The sequence below is a fragment of the Embleya sp. NPDC025285 genome, assembly GCF_055558835.1.
On record NZ_JBVHLU010000012.1, the window covers coordinates 19842 to 45083 of the forward strand.

General features: G+C 71.5%; 29 protein-coding genes and 2 pseudogenes. 12 read left to right on the top strand and 19 right to left on the bottom strand.

Annotated features, from left to right (window positions below; genetic code table 11):
* Positions 1-149 precede the first annotated feature (149 nt).
* A complete protein-coding gene (locus ACZ4FV_RS10280; protein WP_465322392.1) occupies positions 150-644 on the top strand; it encodes a hypothetical protein in 495 nt (164 codons plus the stop codon).
* A gap of 297 nt (positions 645-941) precedes the next feature.
* A complete protein-coding gene (locus tag ACZ4FV_RS10285) occupies positions 942-1256 on the top strand; it encodes a GNAT family N-acetyltransferase (protein WP_465322394.1) in 315 nt (104 codons plus the stop codon).
* Between the two features lie 326 nt (positions 1257-1582).
* Here the strand turns inward: ACZ4FV_RS10285 and ACZ4FV_RS10290 are convergent, their stop codons facing one another.
* A complete protein-coding gene (locus ACZ4FV_RS10290) occupies positions 1583-1861 on the bottom strand; it encodes a hypothetical protein (RefSeq protein ID WP_465322395.1) in 279 nt (92 codons plus the stop codon).
* Between the two features lie 260 nt (positions 1862-2121).
* Between ACZ4FV_RS10290 and ACZ4FV_RS10295 the strand changes: the two genes are divergently transcribed.
* The gene (locus ACZ4FV_RS10295) at positions 2122-2610 is read left to right on the top strand and encodes a hypothetical protein (RefSeq protein ID WP_395861312.1); all 489 of its coding nucleotides are present in this window, start codon (positions 2122-2124) and stop codon (positions 2608-2610) included.
* Between the two features lie 424 nt (positions 2611-3034).
* On the opposite strand, the gene ACZ4FV_RS10300 is transcribed toward ACZ4FV_RS10295, so the two are convergent.
* Both ACZ4FV_RS10300 and ACZ4FV_RS10305 read right to left on the bottom strand, forming a co-directional pair.
* Positions 3035-3697 carry a response regulator gene (locus ACZ4FV_RS10300; RefSeq protein WP_465322396.1) on the bottom strand — a complete coding sequence of 221 codons (663 nt, stop codon included), beginning with the start codon at positions 3695-3697 and terminating at the stop codon, positions 3035-3037.
* Positions 3694-4818, bottom strand: coding sequence for a sensor histidine kinase (locus ACZ4FV_RS10305; RefSeq protein WP_402236386.1), 1125 nt, complete (start codon positions 4816-4818; stop codon positions 3694-3696). The genes ACZ4FV_RS10300 and ACZ4FV_RS10305 overlap by 4 nt, the downstream gene beginning before the upstream one ends.
* A 265-nt stretch (positions 4819-5083) precedes the next feature.
* Here ACZ4FV_RS10305 and ACZ4FV_RS10310 point away from each other — a divergent pair, with 265 nt between their 5' ends.
* Complete coding sequence (locus ACZ4FV_RS10310; protein ID WP_465322397.1) at positions 5084-5482, top strand: DUF6223 family protein; 399 nt, start codon at positions 5084-5086, stop codon at positions 5480-5482.
* A gap of 717 nt (positions 5483-6199) precedes the next feature.
* On the opposite strand, the gene ACZ4FV_RS10315 is transcribed toward ACZ4FV_RS10310, so the two are convergent.
* The 11 genes and pseudogenes from ACZ4FV_RS10315 to ACZ4FV_RS10365 all read right to left on the bottom strand — a co-directional run.
* On the bottom strand, positions 6200-6703 hold the full coding sequence (locus tag ACZ4FV_RS10315; protein ID WP_395861305.1) for a dihydrofolate reductase: 504 nt from the start codon (positions 6701-6703) through the stop codon (positions 6200-6202).
* A complete protein-coding gene (locus ACZ4FV_RS10320; protein ID WP_465322399.1) occupies positions 6700-7497 on the bottom strand; it encodes a thymidylate synthase in 798 nt (265 codons plus the stop codon). The genes ACZ4FV_RS10315 and ACZ4FV_RS10320 overlap by 4 nt, the downstream gene beginning before the upstream one ends.
* Positions 7498-7508: 11 nt before the next feature.
* Positions 7509-7799 (bottom strand): hypothetical protein, encoded by a 291-nt coding sequence (locus ACZ4FV_RS10325; RefSeq protein WP_465322400.1) that lies wholly within the window; start codon positions 7797-7799, stop codon positions 7509-7511.
* A gap of 57 nt (positions 7800-7856) precedes the next feature.
* Positions 7857-8102 (bottom strand): TauD/TfdA family dioxygenase, encoded by a 246-nt coding sequence (locus ACZ4FV_RS10330; RefSeq protein WP_465322402.1) that lies wholly within the window; start codon positions 8100-8102, stop codon positions 7857-7859.
* 214 nt (positions 8103-8316) lie between these two features.
* Complete coding sequence (locus ACZ4FV_RS10335) at positions 8317-8811, bottom strand: type II toxin-antitoxin system RatA family toxin (RefSeq protein ID WP_465322403.1); 495 nt, start codon at positions 8809-8811, stop codon at positions 8317-8319.
* A 235-nt stretch (positions 8812-9046) separates the two neighbouring features.
* Positions 9047-10000, bottom strand: a complete 954-nt coding sequence (locus ACZ4FV_RS10340) for an SDR family NAD(P)-dependent oxidoreductase (RefSeq protein WP_465322404.1) — start codon at positions 9998-10000, stop codon at positions 9047-9049.
* 69 nt (positions 10001-10069) lie between these two features.
* Positions 10070-10825: an SDR family NAD(P)-dependent oxidoreductase gene (locus tag ACZ4FV_RS10345; protein WP_395861296.1), complete on the bottom strand. Its 756-nt coding sequence runs from the start codon at positions 10823-10825 to the stop codon at positions 10070-10072.
* Positions 10822-11337, bottom strand: coding sequence for a MarR family winged helix-turn-helix transcriptional regulator (locus tag ACZ4FV_RS10350; protein ID WP_395861294.1), 516 nt, complete (start codon positions 11335-11337; stop codon positions 10822-10824). The genes ACZ4FV_RS10345 and ACZ4FV_RS10350 overlap by 4 nt, the downstream gene beginning before the upstream one ends.
* A gap of 628 nt (positions 11338-11965) precedes the next feature.
* The gene (locus tag ACZ4FV_RS10355; protein ID WP_395861829.1) at positions 11966-12790 is read right to left on the bottom strand and encodes an alpha/beta fold hydrolase; all 825 of its coding nucleotides are present in this window, start codon (positions 12788-12790) and stop codon (positions 11966-11968) included.
* Between the two features lie 445 nt (positions 12791-13235).
* Positions 13236-14159, bottom strand: coding sequence for an MFS transporter (locus tag ACZ4FV_RS10360; RefSeq protein ID WP_465322406.1), 924 nt, complete (start codon positions 14157-14159; stop codon positions 13236-13238).
* 61 nt (positions 14160-14220) lie between these two features.
* Positions 14221-14697: pseudogene (locus tag ACZ4FV_RS10365) on the bottom strand (MFS transporter); the annotation flags it as partial.
* A gap of 233 nt (positions 14698-14930) precedes the next feature.
* On the opposite strand from ACZ4FV_RS10365, the gene ACZ4FV_RS10370 reads away from it, so the two are divergent.
* Positions 14931-15872 (top strand): helix-turn-helix domain-containing protein, encoded by a 942-nt coding sequence (locus ACZ4FV_RS10370; protein WP_465322407.1) that lies wholly within the window; start codon positions 14931-14933, stop codon positions 15870-15872.
* A 271-nt stretch (positions 15873-16143) separates the two neighbouring features.
* Here the strand turns inward: ACZ4FV_RS10370 and ACZ4FV_RS10375 are convergent.
* The 3 genes and pseudogenes from ACZ4FV_RS10375 to ACZ4FV_RS10385 form a co-directional block, all read right to left on the bottom strand.
* Positions 16144-16302: pseudogene (locus ACZ4FV_RS10375) on the bottom strand (alpha/beta hydrolase); the annotation flags it as partial.
* A gap of 231 nt (positions 16303-16533) precedes the next feature.
* Positions 16534-16755: an NAD(P)-dependent oxidoreductase gene (locus ACZ4FV_RS10380; protein ID WP_465322409.1), complete on the bottom strand. Its 222-nt coding sequence runs from the start codon at positions 16753-16755 to the stop codon at positions 16534-16536.
* On the bottom strand, positions 16746-17342 hold the full coding sequence (locus ACZ4FV_RS10385) for an MFS transporter (protein ID WP_465322411.1): 597 nt from the start codon (positions 17340-17342) through the stop codon (positions 16746-16748). Before ACZ4FV_RS10385 ends, ACZ4FV_RS10380 begins: the two co-directional genes overlap by 10 nt.
* Between ACZ4FV_RS10385 and ACZ4FV_RS10390 the strand changes: the two genes are divergently transcribed.
* Both ACZ4FV_RS10390 and ACZ4FV_RS10395 read left to right on the top strand, forming a co-directional pair.
* Complete coding sequence (locus tag ACZ4FV_RS10390; RefSeq protein ID WP_465322412.1) at positions 17323-18024, top strand: TetR/AcrR family transcriptional regulator C-terminal domain-containing protein; 702 nt, start codon at positions 17323-17325, stop codon at positions 18022-18024. The genes ACZ4FV_RS10385 and ACZ4FV_RS10390 overlap by 20 nt on opposite strands.
* Positions 18025-18096: 72 nt before the next feature.
* A complete protein-coding gene (locus tag ACZ4FV_RS10395; RefSeq protein WP_465322413.1) occupies positions 18097-18732 on the top strand; it encodes an MmyB family transcriptional regulator in 636 nt (211 codons plus the stop codon).
* 55 nt (positions 18733-18787) lie between these two features.
* Here ACZ4FV_RS10395 and ACZ4FV_RS10400 read toward each other — a convergent pair whose 3' ends face one another.
* The gene (locus tag ACZ4FV_RS10400; protein ID WP_465322414.1) at positions 18788-19423 is read right to left on the bottom strand and encodes a hypothetical protein; all 636 of its coding nucleotides are present in this window, start codon (positions 19421-19423) and stop codon (positions 18788-18790) included.
* Positions 19424-20014: 591 nt separating this feature from the next.
* Between ACZ4FV_RS10400 and argJ the strand changes: the two genes are divergently transcribed.
* From argJ to ACZ4FV_RS10415, 3 genes are all read left to right on the top strand, one after another.
* Positions 20015-21211: a bifunctional glutamate N-acetyltransferase/amino-acid acetyltransferase ArgJ gene (gene argJ, locus ACZ4FV_RS10405; RefSeq protein WP_465322416.1), complete on the top strand. Its 1197-nt coding sequence runs from the start codon at positions 20015-20017 to the stop codon at positions 21209-21211.
* Between the two features lie 145 nt (positions 21212-21356).
* Positions 21357-21503 (top strand): hypothetical protein, encoded by a 147-nt coding sequence (locus tag ACZ4FV_RS10410; RefSeq protein WP_465322418.1) that lies wholly within the window; start codon positions 21357-21359, stop codon positions 21501-21503.
* Positions 21504-21658: 155 nt separating this feature from the next.
* Positions 21659-22501 (top strand): alpha/beta fold hydrolase, encoded by an 843-nt coding sequence (locus ACZ4FV_RS10415; RefSeq protein ID WP_465322419.1) that lies wholly within the window; start codon positions 21659-21661, stop codon positions 22499-22501.
* A gap of 147 nt (positions 22502-22648) precedes the next feature.
* Here ACZ4FV_RS10415 and ACZ4FV_RS10420 read toward each other — a convergent pair whose 3' ends face one another.
* Positions 22649-23470, bottom strand: a complete 822-nt coding sequence (locus tag ACZ4FV_RS10420) for a MerR family transcriptional regulator (RefSeq protein ID WP_465322421.1) — start codon at positions 23468-23470, stop codon at positions 22649-22651.
* 100 nt (positions 23471-23570) lie between these two features.
* Here ACZ4FV_RS10420 and ACZ4FV_RS10425 point away from each other — a divergent pair, with 100 nt between their 5' ends.
* Both ACZ4FV_RS10425 and ACZ4FV_RS10430 read left to right on the top strand, forming a co-directional pair.
* Positions 23571-23711, top strand: coding sequence for a hypothetical protein (locus tag ACZ4FV_RS10425; protein WP_465322422.1), 141 nt, complete (start codon positions 23571-23573; stop codon positions 23709-23711).
* A 98-nt stretch (positions 23712-23809) separates the two neighbouring features.
* A complete protein-coding gene (locus ACZ4FV_RS10430) occupies positions 23810-24844 on the top strand; it encodes a hypothetical protein (protein ID WP_465322423.1) in 1035 nt (344 codons plus the stop codon).
* Positions 24845-25242: the final 398 nt, after the last annotated feature.

Sequence of the window (25242 nt, forward strand, 5' to 3'; positions counted from 1 at the left end):
GTACGAAGGTCGGGGCCGCGCCTGGCGCAGGCGGTGGTCTCCGGACGTGGTGGCCGCGGATGAAGGTACGCAAGAAGTCGGATGTGCCGACGCCGGCCCCGGCGTCAGACTGGGCGTCGGTTTGTCGTCGAGGGCGGGGAGACGAGCACGTGGGTATGGTGCGAACGACGGTCGGGGCACGAGCGGCGGCCATGGCGCTCACCGTGTTGGCCGGTGCGCTCGCTGCCGCGTGCGGCACCGGGAACCAGGCGGACGACGCGAAGGGCGAACCGGCGGCACGTCGCTGTGAACCGGTGCGTTCCACTACGTCCGGCCTGTCGGAGGTGTTCCCGGAGTTGGCCCGGTTGGGTCCTGTGGTTTCCGCCGGCTGGTGTGGCCAGGCTCACGGCTCGCTCGACACGGGACGTGTGCAGGTGCCGGGGCCGTCGGACTGGGTCTACTACGGTGTCGTCCGTCTCGCCGACGGCGCCGCCGCGGAAGCATGGGGGCCGTGGAAGCCGGCCGCCGGGCCTCCGGCAGGGATACCGACCGCCTTGAGTTCGTTCATACCCGCGGATGGCCAGTGGTCGTCCAACGAGGCGGGTGCCTACCTGAACCGCTCCTCCGCGACGGTCGTCCTGGGTTCGGTGCCCCTGCGGAATTGAAAGCCGCGGCAGGCCCGCCGGCGCCTCCTGGGGTAACCGGAGCCGGGCACCCTCGCGAGCCCCCAACTACCGGCGGACGTCCTCGCCGAGGCGGCCGCGATATCGGCCCTCACCTGCTCCCGCCCGGGCGCCGACCCTCCCACGGCGGAGGAGGTACGGGCGTTTCGCCGATAGCGGAGCGTTCGGCCCCGCCGGAAAGGCCCCGGCAGGACCGCCGCCTCCACGCGGCAACAGTGGGGCCGGTGCGGCCGCGTACGATGCGATTTCGCCGGATCGGTCATGAGCACAGGAGTACGTATGGGGACCAAGGTCGTCGACAATCCCGAGAAGTCGCGATACGAGATTCTCGCGGGTGAGGACGCTCTCGAACTCGCGGGCTTCACCGAGTACTTCCTGCACGACGAGGAGATCGCCATCATTCACACGGAGATCGATCCCCGGTTCGAAGGGCAGGGGCTCGGCGGGACGCTCGCCCGTGCGGCGCTCGACGCGGTGCGTGAACGCGGGCTCGCCGTGCTCCCGTACTGCCCCTTCATCCGTGGTTGGATGCGTAAGCACCCGGAGTATGCCGACTTGGTCCCCGAGTCCCGCCGCGCGGCCTTCGAGCTCTGACCTCGGCTGCCGAAGCGCTGCCATCCGAGAGGTGGTCGGCGTGCCGGCCATCGACCGTCACGGTGTGTCCGCTCGCCCGAAGCAGCACGCCGACGGCGCCGGGTGAAACGTCATCGGCCGCCGGTCACCGCTCCGGCCCAAGCTCCATGGCGGACCGAGTCGTGACCTCGACGAGATTTCGGCGGGCCGCCTGCGTAGGGAACGGCCGCGGCCGGCATGCGACTTCGGGCGTTGGTCGCGCCGCTCGATGACACGCCGTTCTTCGCGCGAATGCCGGCCGCCCCGGGCGGTGGCGGCTGGACCCGAGGCCGCGGATTGCGAACCGTTCAATCAGCTCTGTGATTCGCCGCGTCCAGGGCTGTGCGGACCAGGTCGATATCGACGGTCGGCACTGCGAGTTCCCAGAGTTGGTCGTCCGCTCGCGTGGTGAGCAGGTGGAAGAGGCCCCGCTTGATGGACCGGGACCCGGGGCCCGTCACGGGTCCGACCGTCGGCACCGAGTGGGGCTGGAGCAGCGGGATGCCGTGGCCATGCCCCCGGAAGGGACGGTAGGGCCGCCAGACGACGGGGACGGGGGCGACCGCGTATCGGCGCAGCTCGCTCACGTCTCGTCGGTGGAGGCTTCCCCGCTCTTCATGTCGCGCGCTGCGGAACCCCTATCGCCATGCCCATGGACGGCTTCTCCCGGTGGTCGCGGATGCGGCAGTCGGGAAGGGCGAGTTTCGGGTTCGTCCCCGACTCCCGATCACGTCTCGCCGATCCGGTCCGGCGGGTTTGCGAGGGTTTACCTGTTCCGTCGGGTGGACACTCGGGTGTTCGTCCGTGGGCGCTTTCGTCCTGCGGTTTCACGCGAGGAGCGACGAACATGACAAGCAGGTGCGGGCGTGCCGCGGGAGCGATTTCGATCGCCGCGGTCCTGGTCCTGACCGCGGCGGCCTGCGGTGACGACGACGACGGGGGCAGCGACACGTCGACGCCCAGCGCGATCGCCTCCGCGCTCGAATCCGCGGGCAAGGAAGCCAAGGACGCCGTCGCGTCGGCGAGCGCGTCCGCGGCGTCCAAGCTGGACGAGATCAAGGACGGCGTGGACGCCAAGGCGGACGCGAGCGTCGGCCCGACCGCTGTCGACGGGGACCGGACCACGGCCGAGGTGACCGTCAGCAACGGGACCGACAAGAGCGCCGACTACACGCTCAGCGTCGATTTCCGCGACGACGCCGGCAACATCCTGGACGTCGTCGTCGTCGATGTCGACGAGGTCGGCGCCGGCAAGCAGGCCAAGACCACCGCCCGCAGCCACCGCACACTCTCGGGCCCCACCAAGGCCGACATCGGCCGTGCGATCCGACACTGACCACGCCGGGCACGGCAGAGCCCGGACCGCACGGCCGGTTCCGGGCCGACACACCGGTCAGGGCTGCTCAAGCCTCACGCGGCCGATCAGCGCAGGACACCCGCCGCGACGGTGCGGCCCCACCGTGGTCGACGGCCGCCGGGACAACGCCGCACAGTCGATGCCGTAGAGGGTGGTGCCGAGGCTCTCCGAAACACGGTCGAGTCGGCCCGACACGACACGGCTCGGCCGGGTCGAGGCCGGCAACCTCGTGCCGGGTCGCGGCCGCCACAAGGCAATTCATGGCGTCGTGTCCGAGCCGAGCCGACACGCGTCGCCGTTGACGGCGAACAGGCCGGAAAAGCAGCGCCTTCTTCCAGGCCGGCCTCCGAGGAGTGGGTCCTCGTGTCGGTGCCGGACAGCGGCTGACGCTCGGATGGCGGAGCTAGGGGGTGCGTGGGGTGACCAGACCGGATTCGTAGGCGAGGACGACGAGTTGGGCGCGGTCGCGGGCGTGGAGCTTGCTCATGGCCCGGTTGATGTGGGTCTTCGCGGTCATCGGGCTGATCACCATGCGGGCGGCGATCTCGTCGTTGGACAGGCCCTGCGCAACCAGGGCGACCGCCTCGCGTTCGCGGTTCGTCAGCTCCTCCAAGCCTGTGACGGCGCCGGGGTGACGCGGCTGGGCGACGTATCGGTCGATCAGCTTGCGGGTGATGGAGGGGGCGAGCAGGGCGTCGCCGCGCGCGGCCACCCGTACGGCGTGCAGGAAGTCCTCCGGCACGATGTCCTTGACGAGGAACCCCGCGGCGCCCGCGCGCAACGCGTCGAACACGTATTCGTCGAAGCCGTAGTTGGTCAGGATGACCACGTGCACCCCGGCCAGCGCCGGGTCCGCCGCGATGCGCCGCGTCGTCTCGATGCCGTCGAGGACCGGCATCCGGATGTCGACGAGCGCGACGTCGGGCAGGTGCCGGCGGGCGAGTTCCAGGCCCGTCCGCCCGTCGGCGGCCTCGGCCACCACCTCGATGTCGTCCTCGATGTCCAAAAGCGCGCGGAATCCGCTGCGCAGCAGCGGCTGATCGTCGACCAGCAGGACGCGGATCACGGCGTGCGCTCCACCGGGAGTTCGGCCTGGACGGTGAAGCCGCCCTCGCGGCGGGGTTCGGCGCGCAACCGGCCGCCCAGGGCGGTGACTCGTTCGCGCATCCCGAGCAGTCCGACGCCGGGTTGCGGGGGGCTGTGCGGAGTGGCGGCGCCGTCGTCGTCGACGCGGATGGCCAGGATGTCGGGGCGGTAGTCGATGCGGACCGACGCGGACGCGGCGGCGGCGTGCCGGGCGACGTTGGTCAGCGACTCCTGGACGATCCGGTACGCGGTCCGTTCAACCGCTGCCGGCACAACCTGCCGTCGGCCCTCGATCGTCAGCGTCGCGTCCAGGCCGCGACTGCGGGCCCGGTCCACCAGGTCCGGGACGTGGTCGAGCCCGGGCGGCGGGGCCTTCGCGTCATCGCGCAGCGCCTCCAGGGTGGACCGCAGGTCCCGACTCGCCTCACGGCCGGCCTCCCTGATGGCCAGCAGCGCCTGTGGGACCTCCTCGCCGCGCTTGCGGGCCAGGTGGACGGCGACCTCGGCCTGCACCTTGATCACCGAGATCTGGTGGGTGAGCGAGTCGTGCAGCTCCCGCGCGATGTGCAGCCGCTCCTCGTCGGCGCGGCGCCGCGCGGTCTCCTCCCGGGTGCGCTCGGCCTCGTCGGCGCGCCGTTCGGCCTGCCGCAGCGCCTCACCCGCGGCTCCGGCGGCGATCAGCCAGGCGATCTCCAAGGCGCCGCGGGCCTGCGCGTACGCCGCGCCCACCTCGCGCAGATCCACCAGCGCCGCGAGCGGGAGGACGGCCAGCAGGACTACGGACGCCGCCACCGCGACCGTGCGGTGCCCCGCCCGCACCGCGGCGTACACCGCGAACAGGTAGGCGACGACCGGCACATCGAACCCGGCCGCCTGATAACCCAGCGCGCACAGCCCGGTGACGGCCAGCACCGCGACCGGGGCCCGCCGCCCGGCGGCCAAAGCCAGGCCCCCGGCCACCAGCAACACGTAGCCGAGCAGGTCGAGCGGAGCGGCGGAGCGCTCCGCGGACAACCCGGTGGCCAGCAGCGCCCCCGCCACACCGACGGCGACCGCCCCGTCCCTGACCCCCGCCGCGACAACGAACCGTCCTGTGCCCATGCGCGCACCCTAGCCCGGCGTGGCGGGCGGACGGATCCCGCTCGCGGATGAGCGGCCCGCTACCGCAGCCGCGGTAGCGGCACGGCGTTTGCGGCGTGCACGGTAGTCGGCTGCGGCCCCGGTGGCAGCGCGAAGTGTCCGCGCCCGGCGGACGACCGGAAGCGGGGCGAGCGGACAAGCTCGGGCGGTACCCAGTCGTCAGACGAGGTCGCCAGACGAGGTCGTCAGACGTCAGAGAACGTCGTCAGAGATAGAAGGAGCACCCATGTCCGTCGGATCCGTGCTTGCCGCACCGGCAGCCGCCTACGTCTCCGCCCAGCCCGCCGCCGCCGGTGTCACCGACATGGGCGCGGGGCGCGTCGGAGCGATCACCGCCGCGCTGCTGGGGCTGACCGCCGTAGCCGTCGGCGCCCTGGCACTGGCCCGCGCCACCGGCCGCACCCGCGCCGGCCGCATCGGCCACGGCCGCGGCGGTGCCGTGGCCGTGGCCGCAGGACTCGCCGCCCTCGCCCTCGGCGGACTGGTCGCGGCCACCGCCGACGGCGGCCTCGGCAGCGGCAACGGACTGGGCGGCGCTTACGTGGCCCTGATCGTGGGTCTCACCGGCACCACCCTGGGCGCCCTCTCCCTCGCCCGCTCCCGCCGCACCCACCCGAGCGTCTGACCCACCCTCCAACCGCGCGTGTTCGCAGTTGTTCGCGGTTCTCCCGGTGGGGCTGCCGGCGAAGGTCGACGTTGCCGAGCGAGAGCCCGCCGAAGGCCGAAGTGCGCGGGTGCGCAGCAGAATCCGGTCCTCGGACAACGCACAACAACCCGCACGCGGCACTGTGGTCAGGTGCGGTGCCGCGTGCGGGGTTCTGTGGCAGTGCGACCTGTGGGGCGGCGGCTTGGGCGGTGCCGGCCTCAGGGAACGGTGAGGATGATCTTTCCGTGGGCCTGGTGGGAGCGGAGCCGTTCGGCGGCCTCGTCGGCGGTGTCGAAGGACAGGGTGGTGTCGATCCACTCCCACCCCCAAGCCGACACCGTCCCAGCACAAGCGATATGCCCCGAGCTTCCGTCCGGGCGGTCGGCGCCCTCGGCTGCTCGGCTGCGGATGCGGTCTCGGCGCAGGCCCGAGCGGAGCGTCAGCCCCCGGCGGGGGGGCTCCGCTCGGCGAACCGATGCTGACGGGCGGGCGAATACCGTGACATGGACCGTCGGAGGGGACGGGTAGCCTCCGATCTCCCGGATAGCCGTCGACGACCGTAGGAGGGCTCGACGGGAGGGCGCAACCACGGAGCGGACCCGATCGCATCAGCGCCCTGATTTGCCTTCATATGGCGGGCGGGCCATCGGATTCGGCGGTGGAGAATCGGCGCGGGTCAGGGTGGCGAGTCGACGGTCACCGGGTGTAGCTGCGGATGCGGTAGCGCAGCCCGGACGTCGAGCACTGCCAGCCCTTGTCCTCGGCAACTGTCCACGTCGGGTCCGGTGTCGGGGCGTAGGTGTCGCCGTCCACCGTCGATTCGACTTCGGTCACCGAAAGCATCGTGGCGTATGCCAAGGCGGCACGATAGATCTCCCCGCCGCCGATCACCCATGCGGCACCAGGGACGCCCGGTTCCGACGATTCGGCTGCGAGTTCCAGAGCTTCGGTGATGGACCCGGCACGTTCCGCGCCTTCGGCCGCCCATCGTGGATTGCGAGTCACCACGATGTTGCGCCTGCCGGGCAGCGGCCGGAATCGCGAAGGCAGCGAATCCCACGTCTTGCGCCCCATCACCACTGGATGGCCCAGGGTGGTTGCCTTGAAATGGGCCAAGTCCTCGGGTAGTCGCCACGGAATCGCGTTGTCCGCGCCGATGACGCCGTCGAGGGTCTGCGCCCAGATGAGCCCGACGTTCACACCGCTACCGGGGCTTTGATGGCCTGGTGGTGCCGGTAGTCGAGCACCTCCACATCGGCGTAGGCGTAGTCGAAGAGCGAGTCGGCTCGGCGCAGGCGCAACTCGGGAAACTCGAACGGGGTGCGGGAGAGCTGCTCGGTCACCTGCTCGACGTGGTTGTCGTAGATGTGGCAGTCGCCGCCGGTCCAGATGAAGTCGCCGGGTTCGAGGCCGGCCTGCTGCGCCACCATGTGCGTGAGCAGGGCATAGCCGGCGATGTTGAAAGGGACACCGAGGAACATGTCCGCGCTGCGCTGGTACAGCTGGCAGGAGAGCTTGCCGTCGGCAACGTAGAACTGGAAGAGGGCGTGACACGGCGCGAGTGCCATATTGGTCAGCTCGGCGACGTTCCAGGCGGAGACGATCATCCGGCGGGAGTCCGGGTCGCGGCGCAGAGTGTCGAGAACATCGCTGATCTGGTCGATGTGCCTGCCGTCCGGGGTGGGCCAGGAGCGCCACTGTGCGCCGTACACCGGACCGAGGTCGCCGTTCACGTCGGCCCATTCGTCCCAGATGGTGACCCCGTGCTCACGCAGCCAGCCGACGTTGGAGTCGCCGCGCAGGAACCACAGGAGCTCGTACACGATGGACCTGAGATGCACCTTTTTGGTGGTGACCAGCGGGAACCCCCGCGAGAGGTCGTAGCGTAGTTGGTGCCCGAAGACACTTCGAGTCCCGGTGCCCGTCCGGTCGGCTTTGGCCGTCCCGGAGGTGAGCACCAACCGCAACAGGTCTTCGTACTGGGTGTCCGCCACGGCCGTCGAGTCTACCGGCTTGCCACAGCCGCACTCGACGGCCGTGCCTCCCCCGCACGCCGCGACGCACCGGACACCGGCGGCCCGATCCGGTCAGCGGCTGACGGCTCGGAGTGCGGCGTGGCCGGCGGCGGTGCAGATGGCGGAACGCTGTCCACATGCGCGCCGAACACGTGTCTGGCGGCCGTGGCGTCCGGGGGCTCGGTGAGCACGCTGAAGGTTTCCGCCCGCCGCTGTCGCAGCTCCAGTTCGATCCGCACCGTCGTGCCGCCGGCGTTCATGTCCTCGCGCAGCGCGGGCATCGCGGGAGAAGACGACACCCGCCGGCGGCAGTTCGGCATCCTCGGGAGCGTCGAACGTCAGGCCGATCGGGATGTCGGCCTGATCGCGGTGGAACGGGCCAGGCAGCGGCGCCGGAGGGGGTCGGGGTGGTCGACGAAGGAGGTGCGACCGTGCAGGACGGTGGTGTTGTCCAGCACGAGGAGGTCTCCGCGGCGTAGGGGTAGGCGCAGGAACAGGCTCTCGTCGCCGAGTACTTCGTCGACGGCGTCGAGGGCTTCGATCTGGGCCGGTGTCAGTGGCTCGCCGGCCGCGTGCGATCCCACAGGTACGGTCGTTCGGCGGTGAACCGCTCTTTCACCAACGCTCCCTGCGTTTCGAGTACGGCCTCTCCCCCGCGAACACACGAACCGGAGCGGGGCCGACGCCACATCGACATCGGTGACGGTTCCTCGCCCGATGAGCACGTAGCGGCTTGGGTCGGTGCGCGCTGCCGGGGCGGCCGGCGCCGTCCCGGCGCGGCGACATGTTCCCCCGCGATCAGGACGTGCGGGCTCGGGCTCCCGCGTGGACCCGCTCGGCCTCGGCCTTGATCGCCACCAAATGGGCGGGGGCCAGCTGGTCCAGCGCCCGGTTCAGCAGACCGCCGAGGTCTCGGGCCGCGGAAAGTTCGGCGACCGGCGCTGCTGGGGCGGCCGGTTCGAAGTCGTGGGTGATGGTGAGCTCCGTCGTGGTGTCCGACGTGGACACCGCCCGCCATTGCCCGGCCATCCGCTTCATCATGGGCGCGGTCTCCACCTGGCGGTAGTTGATGACGCGGCCCACTTCGTCGATGTCGCGCCGCGAGACCCACGACTGGCTGCGGCCGCCGATGTCCCCGGTGAGGGCGACGATCTGATGCGTGGGCGAACTCTCGGTGACCCGCGCGGCACTGGTCGAGGGGAACAGGCGGACCCATCCCTCCACGTCCAGCAGGACTTTCCACACGTCCGTGATCGGGGCGCCGATGGTGACGGTGTGCTCGAGGTGGCGCATGGCGGTCCCTTCGAAGCGATCGCCGGGCGATCGCGCGGCCCGCGAGGTGTGCGCTCCCGCGATCGACGTGCCGGCCGACGCGTCGGCGGGAACGCGAGGTGGTGTGGCGCGACCAATTTCGCGTACGACCCACCTTTGAGCAAAAACACGGTTGGGCCATTCGGGAGTCCGCCAAGCGCCCACGGGCCGGCGACCCCGCCACCGAGCCTGGGATCGGGAAGGCCGGAGCCCGGCTTTACGTGCCGACGGTCGGGGTGCCCGCGTCGATGCCGAGCATTTTGGCGGAGAGCACCACTTCGTCCATGGCGCTGGTCGCCACGATGTGGCCCTCGGTCGCGAGGATCCGGTCGAAGTTGGCGAGGTATTCGCCCGGAGTCGCGCCGCCGGGATCGGCGGAGAGGTAGCCCGGCGCCACTCCCAGGAAGACCCGCGCGGCGCGGCCCGCGCCCACGCTGAACGTCTCGCCGGTGCACGGGGCGTTCTCGTCCGCGAGCACCGCGACGAACGGCGCGACGTATTCGGCCTTGAAGAAATGTTCGAGGAGGGCCCGCAGTCCGTCGTCGGGGATCTCGGCGGTCAGCCGGGTGTACGCGGTCGGCATGATCGCGTTGACCTTGATCCCATGGGCCGCGCCGTCCTGCGCGAGGGCTCGGGTCAGACCGAGGACGCCGGCCTTGGCCGAGATGTAGTGGCTGGTGTGGGGGATGCCCAGCACCGATGTGGAGGACGAGTTGATGACGCGTCCGTACCTCTGCGCCCGCATGACCGGCCACGCGGCGCGGATCATCTCGACGGTGCCCCAGTAGTGCACGTCGACCATGCGGCGGAACTCGGCGTCAAGGATGGCGTCGATCTCCCCACCGCCGGAGATGCCCGCGTTGTTGACCAGGATGTCGACGCGACCCCAGGTCTCGACCGCGGCACCGATGACGCCCGCCGCGTCGGTGCTGATGTCGCGCGTGTCCGCGCGCGCTGTGCCGCCCGCCGCGCGGATCTCGGCGACCACCTGCTCGGCCGCGCCGAGTTCGCCCGCCCCGGCCGGATCGTCGGCGGGCGGCTCGCCGTGGCTGCCGCCGCCGAGGTCGTTGACCAGGACGCGGGCGCCGAGTCGGGCGAGTTCCAGGGCGTAGCCGCGGCCGAGCCCACCTCCGGCGCCGGTGACCACCGCGACGCGGTTCTCGAAGGTCATACCGTCTCTTCCTTTGTCGGCGGGCCTGCCGGTGGGTCGGTGTGCGGTTGCGCCGGGTGGCGCGACGGCTCAGTGGACCGTGAGGCCGCCGTCGATGCTGACGATCTGGCCGGTCATGAAGCTGCCCGCGTCGGAGGCGAGCAGCAGTGCCAGGCCGGTCATCTCCTCGGGGTCGGCCATGCGCTTGAGCGGGGCCGCTTTGGTCATGCGTTCCTGCATGTCGGGTGTCGTCTTGAGGACCATGTCGGTCTTGACGGTGCCGGGCGCCATCGCGTTGACGCGGATGTTGTGGACGGCGAGTTCACCGGCCATCGTGCGGGTGAAGGCCACCAGCGCGGACTTGCCCGCCGCGTACAGGCCCTTGCCTTCGGCGCGCGTGAACACGGCTGCGCTCACCACGTTGACGACCGACGCGCGGCCACTGGCGATCAGGTGCGGGAGCGCGTACTGGACCAGGAAGACCGGGCCGCGCAGGTTGACCGCGAACGACTTGTCCCAGGCTTCGGGGGTGATGTGCCCAACGGGCTGGGCGAGTTCGTTGGCGGCGTTGTTGACGACGATGTCGAGGCGCCCGAAGCGCGCCACGGTGGCGTCGACGAGGGCCTCCAGCTGGTCGAGTTCGCCCAGGTGGGTGGCGACGGCGAGGGCCTGCCCGCCGGCCGCCTCGATCTCCTCGGCCACGGCCTTGCAGGCGTCGGCCTTGCGGCTGGCGATCACGACCGCGGCACCGGCGCGGGCGTAGGCATGGGCGATGGCGCGGCCGATGCCGCGGCTGCCGCCGGTCACGATGGCCACGCGGCCGGTGAGGTCGAATCGGTCGGTCACGAGGTCACCTGTTCGTCGGTCGGTTCGGAGTCGGTGCGGGGTGCGGCGTCGAGGCCGGCCCGGGCGGCGGCATCGCGCCAGCGTGCGGCGAACCGCTCGAGGAGCTCACCCAATTGCTCGCGTTCGGCGGGGTCCCAGTCGCGGACCGCCCAGGCGATGTCGGCGAGCCATGTGCCGCGCACCCGGGCGCGCAGGAGCAGACCTGCCTCGGTGACGCGGACCAGGCTGGCCCTGCGGTCGTCGGGGTCCGGATCACGCGCGACCAGTCCGGCGACCTCGAGCGGCCGGACCTGGCGGCTGGCCGTGGACTGGTCGACGCCGAGGCGTACCCCCAGTTCGCTGACGCCGAGGGGGCCTTCGCGTTCGAGGACGGACAGGATCGACAGGCCGGACGGGTGCAACTCGACGCCGGCGACCGCCAGCAGCCGGTTGCGGTAGCCCGGCAGCCGCGCCATGTCGGCCACCTGGCCGACGAACGCTTCGATCCGGCGCACGGCCCATTCGTCTGACATGGCGTCACCTTTGCATGCATCAATACATGGATACAAGACCTTCGCGAGCAGCGTTTGTCGGGGCGGTGGGGCGTGAAGCCGGTGTCGCTGTGGCACCCGGCGCCGCCGACTCCCGATGTTCGAAGTCGGGGTACACGGCGAAGCAGCCGGCGCGCGGCAGACTCCGACGCCCCCGTGTCATCGGCGGGCGACAGCGGATGCCCCTGTCGGTCCGTCTCGGATCCCATCGAACGCGTGGGCGCGCCGCCCGACGCGCGGCCGAACGCGGTGCAGCGCCCCCTACCGGGCCGCGAACCCGGGAACCTCCGGCCGACCGAACACGCCCGCGCCCCGGAGCGCCCTGGTGGAGGCGATTGTCCACGGCCCCCGGCAGGCCGCGGATTCTCCGGCGGAGCCGTGCTCGTCCAACGGGTCGTGTCACCGATGGCACGGCAGGTTTCGTGGGTGCTCGGTGACGAGGTACGGGCCGCCGTCCGCTCGCGGGTCCCGCGCGCCGCACGGTCACCGTCTCCCGACTGCTTGCGAGTCGTGGGCCGCCACCCGGAACCCCGCGGGTGTGCTTCGCACACCGGCCACCGGCGCCAGGACGGGGCGCCGGGCCCGCTCGGGAGCGACGCCCGGCCCCTCCTCACCCGTCCGAGGGGAAGCCTGCCGTCAGGAGGGCCGACAGTTGCCCGGCTGCGTCTTCCTGGAGGAGGTGGCCCGCCTCCTCGATCCAGTGCAGCTCGGCGTGCGGGATGCGCGCGTGCAGCCACTCGGCGTACTCCGGAGGAAGGATGCGGTCCTCGCGGCCCCAGATGATGCGCACGGGAAGCGAGATCCCGCCCAGCAGGTCTTCGTACGCCGCGGTGTCCGCCTGCCTGATCTGGCTGTACTGGCGGTAGAACGCGGCCTGCCCCGCGGCCCCCCGCCACGGTGCGAGAAACGCGTCGAGGACTCCCGGTCGGAAGCCGACGTGTGTGGCGTGCCGCATGTGGGCGGCGACGAGCGCTTCGTGAGCGTAGTCCGGAAGCTCGCGGAAGACGTCCGCGTGCTCGAGGATGAGCCGGAAGAGCCCTCGCTCCCATTCACCGCCGGTCACCGCGTCGAAGAGGGTCAGGTCCCGGTAGTCCCTCTCCTCCAGCAGCAACGTCCGCAGTGCCACCGCCCCGCCGATGTCGTGGGCGACGACGCTGGGACGGGACAGCTCCCAGTGGTCGAGAAGCCGGGCGAAGTTCCTCGCGTGAGCCGCCAGGCTGAGGTCCTGGCCCTCGCGCTGGTCCGACCGGCCGAAGCCGAGATGGTCGAAGACATAGACCGCGCGGGTACGCGCGAGCGCCGGAGCGATGTCCCGCCACAGAACGGAGGAGTACGGGGTGCCGTGCACCAACACGACCGGGTCCCCGCTGCCGAGAACCCTCCACCGCACCACCCCCTCGGGCGTCTCGAACTCCTCGACCGGCGTCCAGCTCATCCTCGGCCTCCTCTTTTGCGCATGATCGGCACGTTTCTCCCGGCTCATGCCCGATTCCACCCCGGGCATGAGGCCCAGTGCCTCTCGAAATGATCAACAACACCGTCCATGGTTCCTGGCGCCTCCCGATCCGAAGCCTCCCTTCAGGACGAAGACTTCGGATCAGCACCAAGACTTCGCAGGCGCGGGCAGGTCAGGGTCGGCCGGCGGGTGCTCGGTGGTGTTCGCCTTCGCCGGCAGGGGCGATGCCACCGGCCAGGGCGAACAGTTCCCTGACGATCGGTGCGTCGACTCCGGTCACCGGGAAACAGACACCGCGATGTCGAACGCGGGTCCCGGCACGCAACGGCAGCTTCAACCCGGAGCAGTCGCGGAACCGGATCCGGCCGAGGTCGACCACGATCCGATGGCCCCGGTCGGGGCGCCGACGCGGACCCGGTCACGCTCAGCGCTTCGTGTCGCGTGGCAGCAGCCACCACGCCACGGCCGCGGTCACGGCCAGGAGCACCGCCTCGGCCAGCACGCCCGTACGCATGCCGGACAACGAGAAGCCGCTGCCGTCGGACCTTGTGGCCAGCGACCCGAACAGGGCCACCGCCAGCGCGCCGCCGGTCTGCCGCAGCGCGTTCAGCAGCCCGGACGCCGCTCCGACACGCTCGCCGGGCACGCTGTCCATGAGTTGGGCGGTGAACGCCGGGACGGAGAGGGCACCGCCGATGCCCATCGGAACCAGCAGGACGATCACGAGCCAGATCGGCGTGTGCGCGTCGAGCGGCAGCATGGCCAGCATCGCGCCCGCCATGATGAGCTGCCCGGCCGCGATGACCGGCCGCCGCCCGATGCGTTCCGCCAGGCGCGGCGACACCAGGTTGGTGGAGGTGATGACCGCCGCCATCGGTACGAACATCAGGCCGGCCTCGGTGCCCGACATGCCGCGCAGCTCCTGGTAGTACAGGCCGAGCAGGAAGATCCCGCCGTAGAACGCCGCGTTGATCACGAAACCGACGGTGAGTGGGATGACCACCAAACGCTGCCGCAGCATCTCCAGCGGGACCATCGGCGCGCGGTGCCGCCGCTCGGCGAGGTGGAAGCCCACACCGCCCGCGACCGCGATCGCCAGGGCACTGAGCACTCCCGGCTGTGTCCAGCCCGCGTGGCCGCCCTCGATGACCGCGTACGCGACCCCCGCCAGCGCCACTATCGCGGTCGCCTGGCCCATCAGGTCGAGCGGCGCCGGCCGCTTCGGGGACGGCGCGATGCGAGTCAGCAGGACCAGAATCAGCACCCCGATCGGCAGGTTGAGCAGGAACACCGCCCGCCAGCCCGGACCTTCCGTCAGCACCCCGCCCAGCACCGGGCCGGCGGCCATCCACCGAGCCGCCCACGGTCCACAACGCGATCGCGCGGGCCCGTTGCCGGGGCTCGTCATAGGTTTGCCGGATCAACGCGAGCGATGCCGGAATCACGATCGCCGCCGCGGCGCCCTGCGCGACGCGCGCCCCGATGAGCGTGCCGATTCCGGGAGCCAGCGCGCAGGCGAGCGACGCCAGGGTGAACAGCGTCACGCCCCAGGCGTAGGCACGTCGCGCACCGGTCCGGTCGGCGAGCGCGCCCGCCGACAACATCAGGGCCGCGAGCATGAGCGTGTACGCGTCGACGACCCATTGCAGGCCGGTCATCCCGCTGTGCAGTGACGAGCGAATCGACGGCAGCGCGATGTTCACCGCGGACACGTCGATCGAGATCACGGTGAATCCGAGCAGCGCGGCGACCAACGCGAATGGCGACGGTCGCTGCTCCGCGCCGACGTCGGACGAGGCGCGGGCGGACCTCGCGGCGGACGGGTCGGCCGTCGGCTCGGCGCGGGTGTGCTGGTCACCGGTGTCGGTGAGCGTGCTGGTCGACATGCGCGGGGCCTCCGTCGGTGGTGCCGTGGGACTGGATCGTGCGGGCGGTCCGGCCTCCGGGTCCGCGGCCCGGTGTCGCGCACCCCCTGGGATCCCCGAAGACGGGCCGCCCGCAACGAGCACAACTCTCCCGGCCCCGGGCGAACCGTGGCAGGACGCGTTTCACCGGGGCGGGGCGTTCCGGGGTGTGACACGGCCCCCCACCTCCGAACGCCACCTGAGACAATGGTTCGATGGCTGAGGTCACCGAGCTGGGCAGGTACTTGCGGGCGAGGCGTGCACTCGTGCGCCCCCAGGATGTCGGGCTGCCCGCGGGCAATGGGCTGCGGCGCACCCCCGGGCTGCGCCGTGAGGAGTTGGCGACGCTGTCCGGCGTGAGCGTCGACTACTACACACGGCTCGAACGTGGGCGCGAGAGCAACCCGTCGCCGGCCGTCATCGACGCCGTGGCCCGCGCCCTCGGGTTGTGCGGCGACGCGCACGCGCGCCTCCACGAACTGGCCGACCTCGCGGCGGGCCGGGCCTCCGATATCCCGGGGGCCACGGACCGCACGGTGCGTGATTCGGTACTGCGCGTGCTGGAGGCGGTGCGCCCGCTCCCGGCGTACGTCGTCAACCGGTTCAACTACGTGTTGGCCGCGAATCCGCCCGGGCGGCGCCTCACCCCCGGACTGTGGGACCTCCCCCCGGAGCAGCGCAACATCACGCGCTACCTTTTCCTGCACCCCACCGGCCGAACGCTGTACCAGCCGTGGGAGGAGACCGTCGCGGCGTCCGTCGCGCACTTGCGCGCGGTGGCCGGCGCCGACCCCGACTCGCCGCAACTCGCCGCCCTGGTCGGCGAGCTCCTGCTCAAGTCGACGGATTTCGCACGGCTTTGGGAACGCTACGAGGTCTTCGAGCGCGGCGGTGGCCGCAAGACGTTCGATCATCCCAAGGTCGGCGTCATGACCTTGACCTTCGAAGTGATGCAGTTGTCGCGCACCGGCGGACTGCGGATGGTCGTCTACAACGCCGAGCCGGGCACGGCGGACGAGGCGGCGATGCTGCGCCTCGAATCGGCATCTGGTACCCGTACGCCGGAGGCTCCTGCGTCCGACGCCGCATCGTCCGACACCTCGCCGTCCGACGCCTCCACTTCGGACGCCTCCGTGTCGTCCTGCGCGAACGCGTAGGTCGCGGCACCGGCGCCGCCGAGAAGTACCGGTGTTCGACGGCGCGACGACCGGCGCGGCGTGGAACCCGGTTCCGGCGCGGGCCGGTTCGGCCGAGTGCGACGGGATGCGCCGGACGACGTCGTTCACCGTTTCCGCCGCGCACGCGACTGCGCACCGTCGGCCGCGGCGGTGACCAGTCCGTGCCACAGCAGGCGTCCGGGGTGCCGCCAGTCCGGGAACGCCGACCGGAACGGGCTCCGGCCGGCGCACCGGGTACTGCGATCTCGTGTCAGCTCAGATGCCGGGCGAAGAACCTCGGCGAGCTGTCTACTTCGAACGACGGCACATTCCCGTGCCTGCCGGGGTTGGCGTGCAGCGTCTTCTCGGCCGAGGCCAGGGCGTCGAACAACGCCAGGCTCTGGTCCCGCGGCGGCCGCTCGACACGCCAAGGTGCCGGTCCCGCCCGCCGACCGGGGCACCCGGAGGTTCGTCGCCGACGCCTGCGAGCAGCGGTTCCTCTGCGCCGCCGAGCCTGACTGGGACGACGTCGCCGCCGCGCATCGGCACCTCGGCCTCGGCCGTCGTCTCCTCCCGTTGGTTCGGCGCAACCGCGTGTGCACGGCCGGATGGCGGTCGAACGTTCAGCGGACAGTCGGCCGGAGCACCCAAGCCTCGCGGATCATTCGGCGAGGGTCGGGGCAGCGCGGGACCAGCGGTGCTCGTCGAGTTCGCGGGCGATGAAGCGGGCGAGGTCGGTGCGCGTCACCTTCCGGCCGCCCTTGGGGTTGCTCGCGTCGAGGACGCGGTAGTTGCCGGTGGGGGGTTCGTCCTGCAACCGGGCGGGGCGAACGAAGGTCCAGTCGACGGCACTTCGGCGGACGATCGTTTCCATCAACCGCATGTCGTCGAGCGTACGCCGGCGGCGTCGCGCCCGTCGGCCCGCACGACGTTCGCGATGACCAGGCCGTCCGCTCCCGGGTCGGGCGCACCGGGGTCGTGGGCGGCGAAGTACACGGTGCCCAGCACCGCGACGCCCAGGGCCGTGGAGAGTTGTTGGAGTGCGTTGAGGGCGCCCGACGCACTGCCCGTCTCGGCGGGTTCGGCTGCCGCCAGGATCGATTGGACCAAGGTGCCCGACACCAGTCCCACGCCCGAACCCACGACCAGGGTGGGTATCGACAGCGCCCAGGCCGGAGATCCCGACGCGGCCACCGCGGCCAGGCCGAGCGTGCCGAGCGCCTCGACCCCCAGCCCCACGTGCAGGAGCGAGCGGCCGAGCCGGACGGCCGCCGCCGGGGCGACGAGTGAGGCGAGCCCGATGCCCACGGCGAGCGGAGACAGGGAGAGCGCGGTCTCCCACGCGGACCGACCGAGATCGAGTTGGAGGTGGAGGGAGAGGACGAGCAGCAGTCCGCCGAGGCCGCTGAAGAACGCGGCGGTGACCGCGAGGCCGCCGACGAACGCGGGTTTGCGCAGCAGGCTCGGCACCAGGACCGGCGAGCGGCTGGTGCCTTGCGAAGCGGTGAGCCTGCGGCGCGTTGCCCAGGCCCTCGAGACCGGCCCCGCCTCGCTCTACGTCTATGTCCGCGATCGGCAGGAGTTGATGGCGCTCGTCCTCGACCACGCGGTGGCCGACGTGGTCGTGCCCGACGAGGGCGCCGGGGACTGGCCTACCCGCCTCGAACTGCTAGTCGGGCGCATCGTCGCCGCCCTGGCCGGCCACAACGACATCGCCTCCGTCGGCCTGCGGGACGCCCTCCCCGGGCCGCACGGCCTGCGCCTGACCGAGGAGACGGCGCGCCTGCTCCGCGCGGGCGGACTCGACGACGACGCCTGCTCCTGGGCCATCGACCTGCTCGGCCAGTACATCTACTCGACCGCCCTGGAGCACGCCGGCGACCCACAACCCCGGCGGGCCCCCACACAACCCTCGTCCGACGCCGACTCGACCGGGCCCGAGACGTTCACCACCCGACTCGACGCCACCTTCCGGGCATTGCCCGCCGAGCGTTATCCCACGCTGCGAGCCCTGGCGCCCAGGCTCACCGGCGGCGACCCGAACGCCAGGGCCGCATGGAAACTTCGCGTGATCATCGACGGCCTCCTCGCCCAACCCCCTCGCCGGCCCACAGCCCACCAAGACGACACCGCCGCACCCACGCCGACCTGACCGAGCGCCATTCGCACACCCAACTCCCCCTTCGACGGCACCACTTGCGGTGTACGCCGGACGAGCACCGCGGTGCGGCCCCGGGCGGAGAAGGGATGGGCACTCCCGTACGAACCGGCCTGCGCCGTACGGCGCCGCCACTCCGTCGACGTCGCGGCCCGGATCACCGGCCCGAGCCGAGGACCGCCGCCCTCGTGCGAGGGCGGCGGCCTGCGGCGTCGCACCAGTCAGCCGGCCTGCCCGGTGGGCTTGGAGGCCAGGACGTCGGTGCGGCGGCCGAGAATGAAGGCGGGCACGTGCTCCAACATCTCGTCGATCGCGGCGCAACATCTTCCCGACCTTCGCGGTCTACTCCGGTACGAAGGCGTACGTCACGCACCTGTCCCGGCCCCTGCGAGCCGATTTGCCGACCTCGTCGGCGAACTCGCCCTGAAATCAGGCGAGTTCTTCATTTGGTGGAACGGCCACCGCGTCCGGCGCCGCACCCACGGCGCCAAGTCCTACCACCGCCCCCTCGTCGGAGACCTCCACTTCTCCTACGAGTCCTTCCCCGCGCCCGGCGAAAGCGACCAGACCCTGTGGGTCTACAACGTCGACCCCGGCTCCGAAACCGCCCCTTCCCTCCCACTCCTCGGCAACTGGACGGCACCACAGCGGGACACGCTCCCCCGACCCGATCCGACCATCGCACCCGAGGCAACCCCGTAACGATGTCGCCGGACGGCACCGAACCGGATTTCCCAACCAACCGGGCGTCGGCCCGTCATGCCTCGCCCGCAGGCGCCGCGCGCAGGTCCCGTCCGGTGGCCGCGAAGGCGAACCACATCTCCTCGTACCGGACGCCGTCGTAAGCGAGTTCGTCGGGAACGCGCACGGTGCCGCGCCGGTCGCGCGTCGCCGGCCGCACCGTGAGCGGGAACGCCCGCGCCTCGTCCGCCTCCCCGGGGTGCGCGCTCAGCACCCGAAACTCCCACGTCCGGGGACCGGCCGACGTCGGATCCGGCTCGTCGCGACACAGGATGTAGTGCTCGTGTCGGTGGTGGACGCGCGAGCGAGCCCGTATCGCCACGGGCCTTTCCGCGCCGGGCAGTTCGCTGCGGATGCGGCCGATCGCACGCCACGGCGCCTCGGGCCGGTGCAACCCGAGCCCGTCCGCGGCCAGTTCGCGGCGCAGCTCGGCGTACAGCGGTGCGATCGCGGTGAGCCCGTCGACGGCGTGTACGACGTCGCTGTCGCTGTCACACCACATCATGCTGTGCTCCCAGCACGCGATGCGCTCGCGCACCCACGGCTTCAGCACCGCGTCGATCCCGACGCCGAGCCGATCGCCGCGCTCCGCCCACTCCACGGCGAACAGCGCCCCGTCATACGCCTTGCGGAAGTCCTCGAGCAGCCCCATCGCATCCCCCTGCACGGTCCCAACCGTCGTAACCATGGCCGACGGTACGCGAACGCGCCCGGCCCGGGGCGACCCCGGCCGTGCGTCGCGCCGTCGGATCGTCGGACCTGTGTGGCGGTGCCGTCCTCCGCGACCCTGATCCGGGCCACGTAATCGCTTCCGCAATGGGGCCCGTTGGGATGGGTGGCCTCGGGGACCAGCGTGAGTCGCGCGGGTGGCGGGGAACCACCCGAGACGGTCGTCACCCGCACCAAGGCTTCGACGGGCCGTGCCGTCACTCGACTCCGACACGCCGTACTCCGGCGGGATCCTGGACCTGCGCGAGAGCGGCCCGACGGTGATCGAGCCGCCGCCCGGGCCGCTGTCGGATCGGTCGGGGTCACCATCACCCGCACGCGCCTTGCTTCCGCCGGTGGGCCGAGGGCGTCGACCGGAAGAACGCCTTCGCGCAGACGCCGACCTGGGGGTGGGGCGCGCGGGACGAGGCCCTGCACGGTCGCGTGGTCGGCTCGGCGCGCGGGTTCCGGTGACCGGCCGGCAGGGCGCGAAAACCCTGGACGCAGCGACGATCAAGATGCAAACATATGCCTCATGACACATATTCATGCAACGCATGAGGAGGGCGCGGCGTTGACGTGGCCCACCGGCTTCCGGGCGTACGCCGGTCATGGCGGGCTGCGCGATCGGGGGGACGACATCTCGATCGTGGCGTCGGACCGGCCGGCCGTCAGCGCGGCGATGTTCACTCGCAGTCGCTTCGCGGGGCCGGCCGTGCTGCTCAGCCGCGCGCACGCCGCCGGGCAACACCTCCGGGCTCTCTGCACGTTGGCGAAGAACGCCAACGTCGCCACCGGGCGCCAGGGCGAGGAGAACGCCGCCGAGGTCGTCCATCGGGTCGCCGGGATTCTCGACATCCCGGAGAACGAAGTGCTCATCGGCTCCACCGGGGTCATCGGACGCCCGCTGCCGATGGACACCATCCGCACCCACCTCGACGAGACCGCGCAGCGCGGTCCGGCGGCCTTCGAGGCGGGACCGCTGGAGGTGGCTCGCGCGATGATGACCACCGACACGCGGCCGAAGACGGCCGTACGGACCGTCGGTCCGGCCCGCATCGTCGGTGTGGCCAAGGGCGTCGGCATGCTGGAACCCGACATGGCCACCATGCTCGCCTACCTGTTCACCGACGCGGCCCTTTCCCCGGCCGATCTGGACACCGCGCTTCGCGGTGTCGTGGAGAAGACCTTCAACTGTCTGAGCGTGGACACCGACACCTCCACCTCCGACACCGTGGCCGTGATCGCCAACGGCGCGGCCGGCCCGGTCGACTTCGCGGCGTTCTCCCTCGCACTCGCCGACCTGTGTCTGGACCTGACCACGCAACTGGCGGGCGACGGCGAAGGCGCGACCAAGCTTCTGCGCGTCACCGTCGGCCGGGCCGGGGACTACGAGCAGGCCAAGCGCGTCGCGAAGACCGTGGTGAACTCGCCCCTGGTCAAGACCGCGGTCCACGGAGCCGACCCGAACTGGGGCAGGGTCGTCATGGCCATCGGCAAGAACACCGACGACACGGACATCGACCCGAACAAGGTGACCGTGCGGTTCGGCGCGATCGAGGTCTACCCCAGGGAGCCCGAACCGGACACCCTCGACCAACTCGTCGACATCATGGGGCGGGACGAGGTCGACATCACCATCACCCTCGGCCTCGGTGACGCCACCGCCACCGTCTACGGCTGCGACCTCTCCGAGGGCTACATCCGCGTCAACGCGGACTACACCTCATGACGGCCGCCGATCGCGGACAAGCGGCCCCTGGCGATGGCCGCCACCCACGGTTCCACCGAACGGCGGACCGACCTGTTCGACCGCCGGCACGACAGTCTCCGCCACCGCGAAACCGCTCCCGGTCCGAGCTCAAGCCAACGGCTCGGTGCGTCGAGATCTCACCACGGACGACCTGCTCGCGGTAGCCGCGGGCCTGTGCATCGCGGGAGGCGGCGCCGACCAGGGCCGCCGCCTGCTGCACCTCGCACGCCGAGGCATCCAAGAACCGGCGAACACAACCGAGATCCTCTGACCCACTGCCCGCAGGGCGGCACGACCGGACCGGACCGACACCCCTCGGCGCACCCCCGCACACGGGGACGCTCAATCCTGCTCCACGCCCTCGCCGCGGCTGGGCGATGACTTTTGTACAAGACCGACGGCCGGTGGCCCACTCATCATCGCCGCATGAGTGAGTACGACGTCGAGCACAGTTCACACGGCATGCACGTGATCCGCGACGGCCCGCGGCAGGCGCCGCCGGTGTTGCTCATCCACGGATCGGGGGCCGCAAGCGCCTCGTGGCGCCCCTTGGTCCCGGCGCTCGCCGCCCACCACCACGTCATCCGGGTCGACCTCCCCGGATGCGGCCGGTCCCCGTCCGCGACGTCCTACCGGGTCCCCGTACAGGCGGGCAGGATCGCGGCGCTGCTCGACGACCTCCAACTGGGCTCCGTCACCGTGGTCGGGCACTCCAGCGGCGGTTACGCGGCCACCGCGCTCGCGGAGCAGCGCCCCGACCTGGTGGGCTCGCTCGCACTGATCAGCACCGGACCGAGTCTCGACGCGCTGCTTCCGCAACCGGTCGTCCTACGGGTCCTGCTGGGCCCGCCGTTCGGGCCGCTCCTGTGGTCGCGACGTTCGGACGCCATGATCCGCAAGGGGATCAACGCGACGGCCGCCCGCCCCGTGGACATCCCGGACGGTGTGGTCGCCGAGCTGCGAGGCACCACGTACGGCGCCTTCAGGGCCGTGATGCGCGAGAACACCGCGTACGTCGCCGAGCGGAGCGTGCCCGAGCGTCTCGCCTCCCTCGGGGTTCCCGTGCTGGTGGTCTTCGGCGCCGCCGATCCCCGCTGGGATCCGGCCTCGGCGCGCCGGTACGAGACGGTGCCGGGCGCGCGGGTCGAACTCCTGCCGGACGTGGGGCACATACCCCTGTGGGAGGCGTCCGAGAGGACCGCGCAGCTGCTGCTGGAGTTCGCGGCACGAGGCACCGGCACCCCGCCGGTGCGGCCCCGACAGTCTTGAGCTCGGCGCGTCGGCGGAACTCGGCAGGATGATCGACGACATCGCCTGGCCGGATGCATCGCCGACCCGGCCGGGGCCGGGCATCGGGAGGCCACGACACTCTCCCGATGCCCGAAGGTGCCGAACGCTCGGACTCGGCGCGATTGGTCAGCACGGGTTCACCGGTGCCTGCAACTCCGTCACCCAGTCGTCACGGTTGTCCGGGCACTCGAGGTTGACCTCGCGGGGGTATGCGGTCGACCGGTAGCCGTTGGCGTCGATCCAGCGGGCGAGGGTCTGCGCGGTGGGGAGCACGGCGTCCATCGAACCGTGGTGCACGATGGTCGCGGCCTGGTCGAGGGATGGCAGGTCCAGGACGCGGAAGGCGCCGTCCTGGAGAGGAGCGGAGACCTGAACGGCGGCGTGGATGCTGATTCTGCCGCCGCCCTCCGGGGCGTCCTCGTAGTAGGCGACACCGGGGCCCGTGACGGCTATGCCCGCCGAGCCCAGGTACCGGAACAGCTCTTCGTAGAGCGGCCCGACGACCGGCCCGATGTCCTCGGGCTCGAAACTCGCGGCGGTCGCGGTCAGCTCCGCCACCCGGACGGTGGGAACGCTCTTGATGACAACGTCGTTCGTGGGCATGTGCCCCTCGCTCTCGATCGCTCGGAGCCTCGCCTCGACGTGGACCAACCGTGCTCCTGCGGCAGCCATGGCGGCCTCCAGTTCGGCCCGCCGCAACCGCAGCATGCCGCGCAGTTCCTCGACGCCGACCTTCTCGTCCACGATGCCCCGGACCTGCTGGAGGGTGAATCCGAGGTCCTTGAGCGCGATGATCCGGTTGAGGCGGGCGAGTTGACCGGCGGTGTAGTGGCGATAGCCGCTGGCAGGGTCGACGTGAGCCGGGCGCAGCAGGCCGGTCGCGTCGTAGTGACGCAGCATCCGGACCGAGACGCGGCCGTGCCGGGCGAAGTCTCCGATGGTGAACATGATGTCTCCAAGCCGACCGCCTGACACGGTGTGAGGGTCAAGAAGCTACCCCGCGGCCGAGGGACGGCGAGAGCGCGGGGAGCTTCATCGACGCGGCTCCGTGAAGTCACCGACAGGGGAGCCGGCGCTGTCCATCGCGGTGCAGCCGGAGTTCGAGGCGGTCGAGGTGGCGCGGACGTGCGGCAGGGCCGTGTGGAAGCCGTTGACGAAAGAGATCAAGATGGCAACCCACCGTGACTGATCGGTAGCGCATACGGGTACACGCTCCTCGTCCGGCGACCGGGAGCGCGTCCGGTACAGGTGCGGCCCGGCCGTGTTTCCACGCGCAGGGAGAACGCCTTGACCTTCGCATCCGACCCCCAATCGCCCACGCCCACACCGACGCCGGGACATCGCCAACCCCCCGCGCCCACCGGCTACTTCGAGACTCGGGCGGCCCCACCCGGCGAGCCCCCGCGATTCGCTGCGCCGCCGACCCACCCCGGCGAGCCGGCGCTCGCGCGACCCGCCGGCACACCGGACGAACCGTATGGCGAGCACCTCACGCGCCCGACACCGGACGACCGCGTCGAGGCAAACTCCGACAACCCGGCCGAGACATTGCTGCGTTTGGCGACCACCCATCGCACCGTCCCCGAGGTCGCACGGATGATCGCGATCCTGAAGGACTGCTCCGGATTGGCCGCCGACGACGCCCTGCGCGAAGCCGCGCTGACACGACCGGTGAGCGAACTCGTGCTCCTGGCGAACCTGCTGAGCAATCCCACCCACGCCAGACAAGGCCGGCGCCCCGCCGAGCAACCCGACCCACGCGATGCGCGCATGCCGGTCGGCCCGACGCACACCGGCGCGTACCCACCCCCACCGCCGGCGTTCATCGCCGAGAAGTCACCGGTGAGAGCGCCGTCGAGGGTCGCGGAAAAGGGGGCGGGGGCTGGTCTGCGGTGGGCCACCGCGGTGGGCCTGGCGGTATCCGGGCTGGCGCTGGGCAGCGCGATTCCCGCGAGTGTCCGCACGCCCCCGTACGCAGCGGGGTGGTTCGCGCTGCTGGGCCTGACAACCCTGTTCCTCGCCGGGATCACGGCCGTACGCGCCGGTCGCGGCATGCGCCTGGCGGCGTTGGCGGCGGGGTGCGCGACGATCGCCACCGCGCTCGTACCGCCGCTGCTCGCCGACTCGGGTGCGGCGTTCGAGGCGTGGGGTCCCGTCGCCCTGGGCGCGGGCACACTCACCGCGTTGTGCGCCGCCGCGTTCCTCACCCGATCCACCGCGCCGCCCGACCCCGGTGACCCGCACTGGGAGATCGACTTCGAGCCCTGGGAGGCCACGATGCTCGAGCACCGCCCGGCGAGCACCACCCGCATGTTCGGCTGAACCCGAACCCTGGCCGACCGGTCGTTCGACACCCATTTCACCACCATTGAGAACCGGAACCGGAACCGGCACCGGAACCGGGCGCGGAGCCGGGGCTGGGACCGGACGGCGCGAACCGGCCGAGATCAGCCGTCCGTCGGCTTGACGATGGCCATCCCGGCCGCCGGGAGGTGGCACCGCCCCGGGGGGATCCGTGGGTTCGGGTTCGGCGGTACGCGGGAGCGGGCCGCGTGGTGGCGCGGCGCTGTCGGAGCCACCCCTGGGCGGTGGGGCGAGTCACGATGTCACCCACGTCGACGCCGTCCGGCTCGGCAAGACCGACCCTCGGCCGCGCCGCCGGAGCGCGAACCGAACCCGGGCCGTGCCTGACGCATGCCGCGTGATGTCGACGGCTCACC

Bases quoted from the DNA above. Each gene is read 5' to 3' on its own strand.
- ACZ4FV_RS10285 (WP_465322394.1), top strand. From the start codon at position 942: ATGGGGACCAAGGTCGTCGACAATCCCGAGAAGTCGCGATACGAGATT.
- ACZ4FV_RS10295 (WP_395861312.1), top strand. From the start codon at position 2,122: ATGACAAGCAGGTGCGGGCGTGCCGCGGGAGCGATTTCGATCGCCGCG.
- ACZ4FV_RS10305 (WP_402236386.1), bottom strand. From the start codon at position 4,818: ATGGGCACAGGACGGTTCGTTGTCGCGGCGGGGGTCAGGGACGGGGCG.
- ACZ4FV_RS10310 (WP_465322397.1), top strand. From the start codon at position 5,084: ATGTCCGTCGGATCCGTGCTTGCCGCACCGGCAGCCGCCTACGTCTCC.
- ACZ4FV_RS10325 (WP_465322400.1), bottom strand. From the start codon at position 7,799: ATGCCCGCGCTGCGCGAGGACATGAACGCCGGCGGCACGACGGTGCGG.
- ACZ4FV_RS10335 (WP_465322403.1), bottom strand. From the start codon at position 8,811: ATGCGCCACCTCGAGCACACCGTCACCATCGGCGCCCCGATCACGGAC.
- ACZ4FV_RS10340 (WP_465322404.1), bottom strand. From the start codon at position 10,000: ATGACCTTCGAGAACCGCGTCGCGGTGGTCACCGGCGCCGGAGGTGGG.
- ACZ4FV_RS10350 (WP_395861294.1), bottom strand. From the start codon at position 11,337: ATGTCAGACGAATGGGCCGTGCGCCGGATCGAAGCGTTCGTCGGCCAG.
- ACZ4FV_RS10355 (WP_395861829.1), bottom strand. From the start codon at position 12,790: ATGAGCTGGACGCCGGTCGAGGAGTTCGAGACGCCCGAGGGGGTGGTG.
- ACZ4FV_RS10360 (WP_465322406.1), bottom strand. From the start codon at position 14,159: ATGGCCGCCGGCCCGGTGCTGGGCGGGGTGCTGACGGAAGGTCCGGGC.
- ACZ4FV_RS10370 (WP_465322407.1), top strand. From the start codon at position 14,931: ATGGCTGAGGTCACCGAGCTGGGCAGGTACTTGCGGGCGAGGCGTGCA.
- ACZ4FV_RS10380 (WP_465322409.1), bottom strand. From the start codon at position 16,755: ATGCGGTTGATGGAAACGATCGTCCGCCGAAGTGCCGTCGACTGGACC.
- ACZ4FV_RS10400 (WP_465322414.1), bottom strand. From the start codon at position 19,423: ATGGGGCTGCTCGAGGACTTCCGCAAGGCGTATGACGGGGCGCTGTTC.
- argJ (WP_465322416.1), top strand. From the start codon at position 20,015: ATGACACATATTCATGCAACGCATGAGGAGGGCGCGGCGTTGACGTGG.
- ACZ4FV_RS10415 (WP_465322419.1), top strand. From the start codon at position 21,659: ATGAGTGAGTACGACGTCGAGCACAGTTCACACGGCATGCACGTGATC.
- ACZ4FV_RS10420 (WP_465322421.1), bottom strand. From the start codon at position 23,470: ATGTTCACCATCGGAGACTTCGCCCGGCACGGCCGCGTCTCGGTCCGG.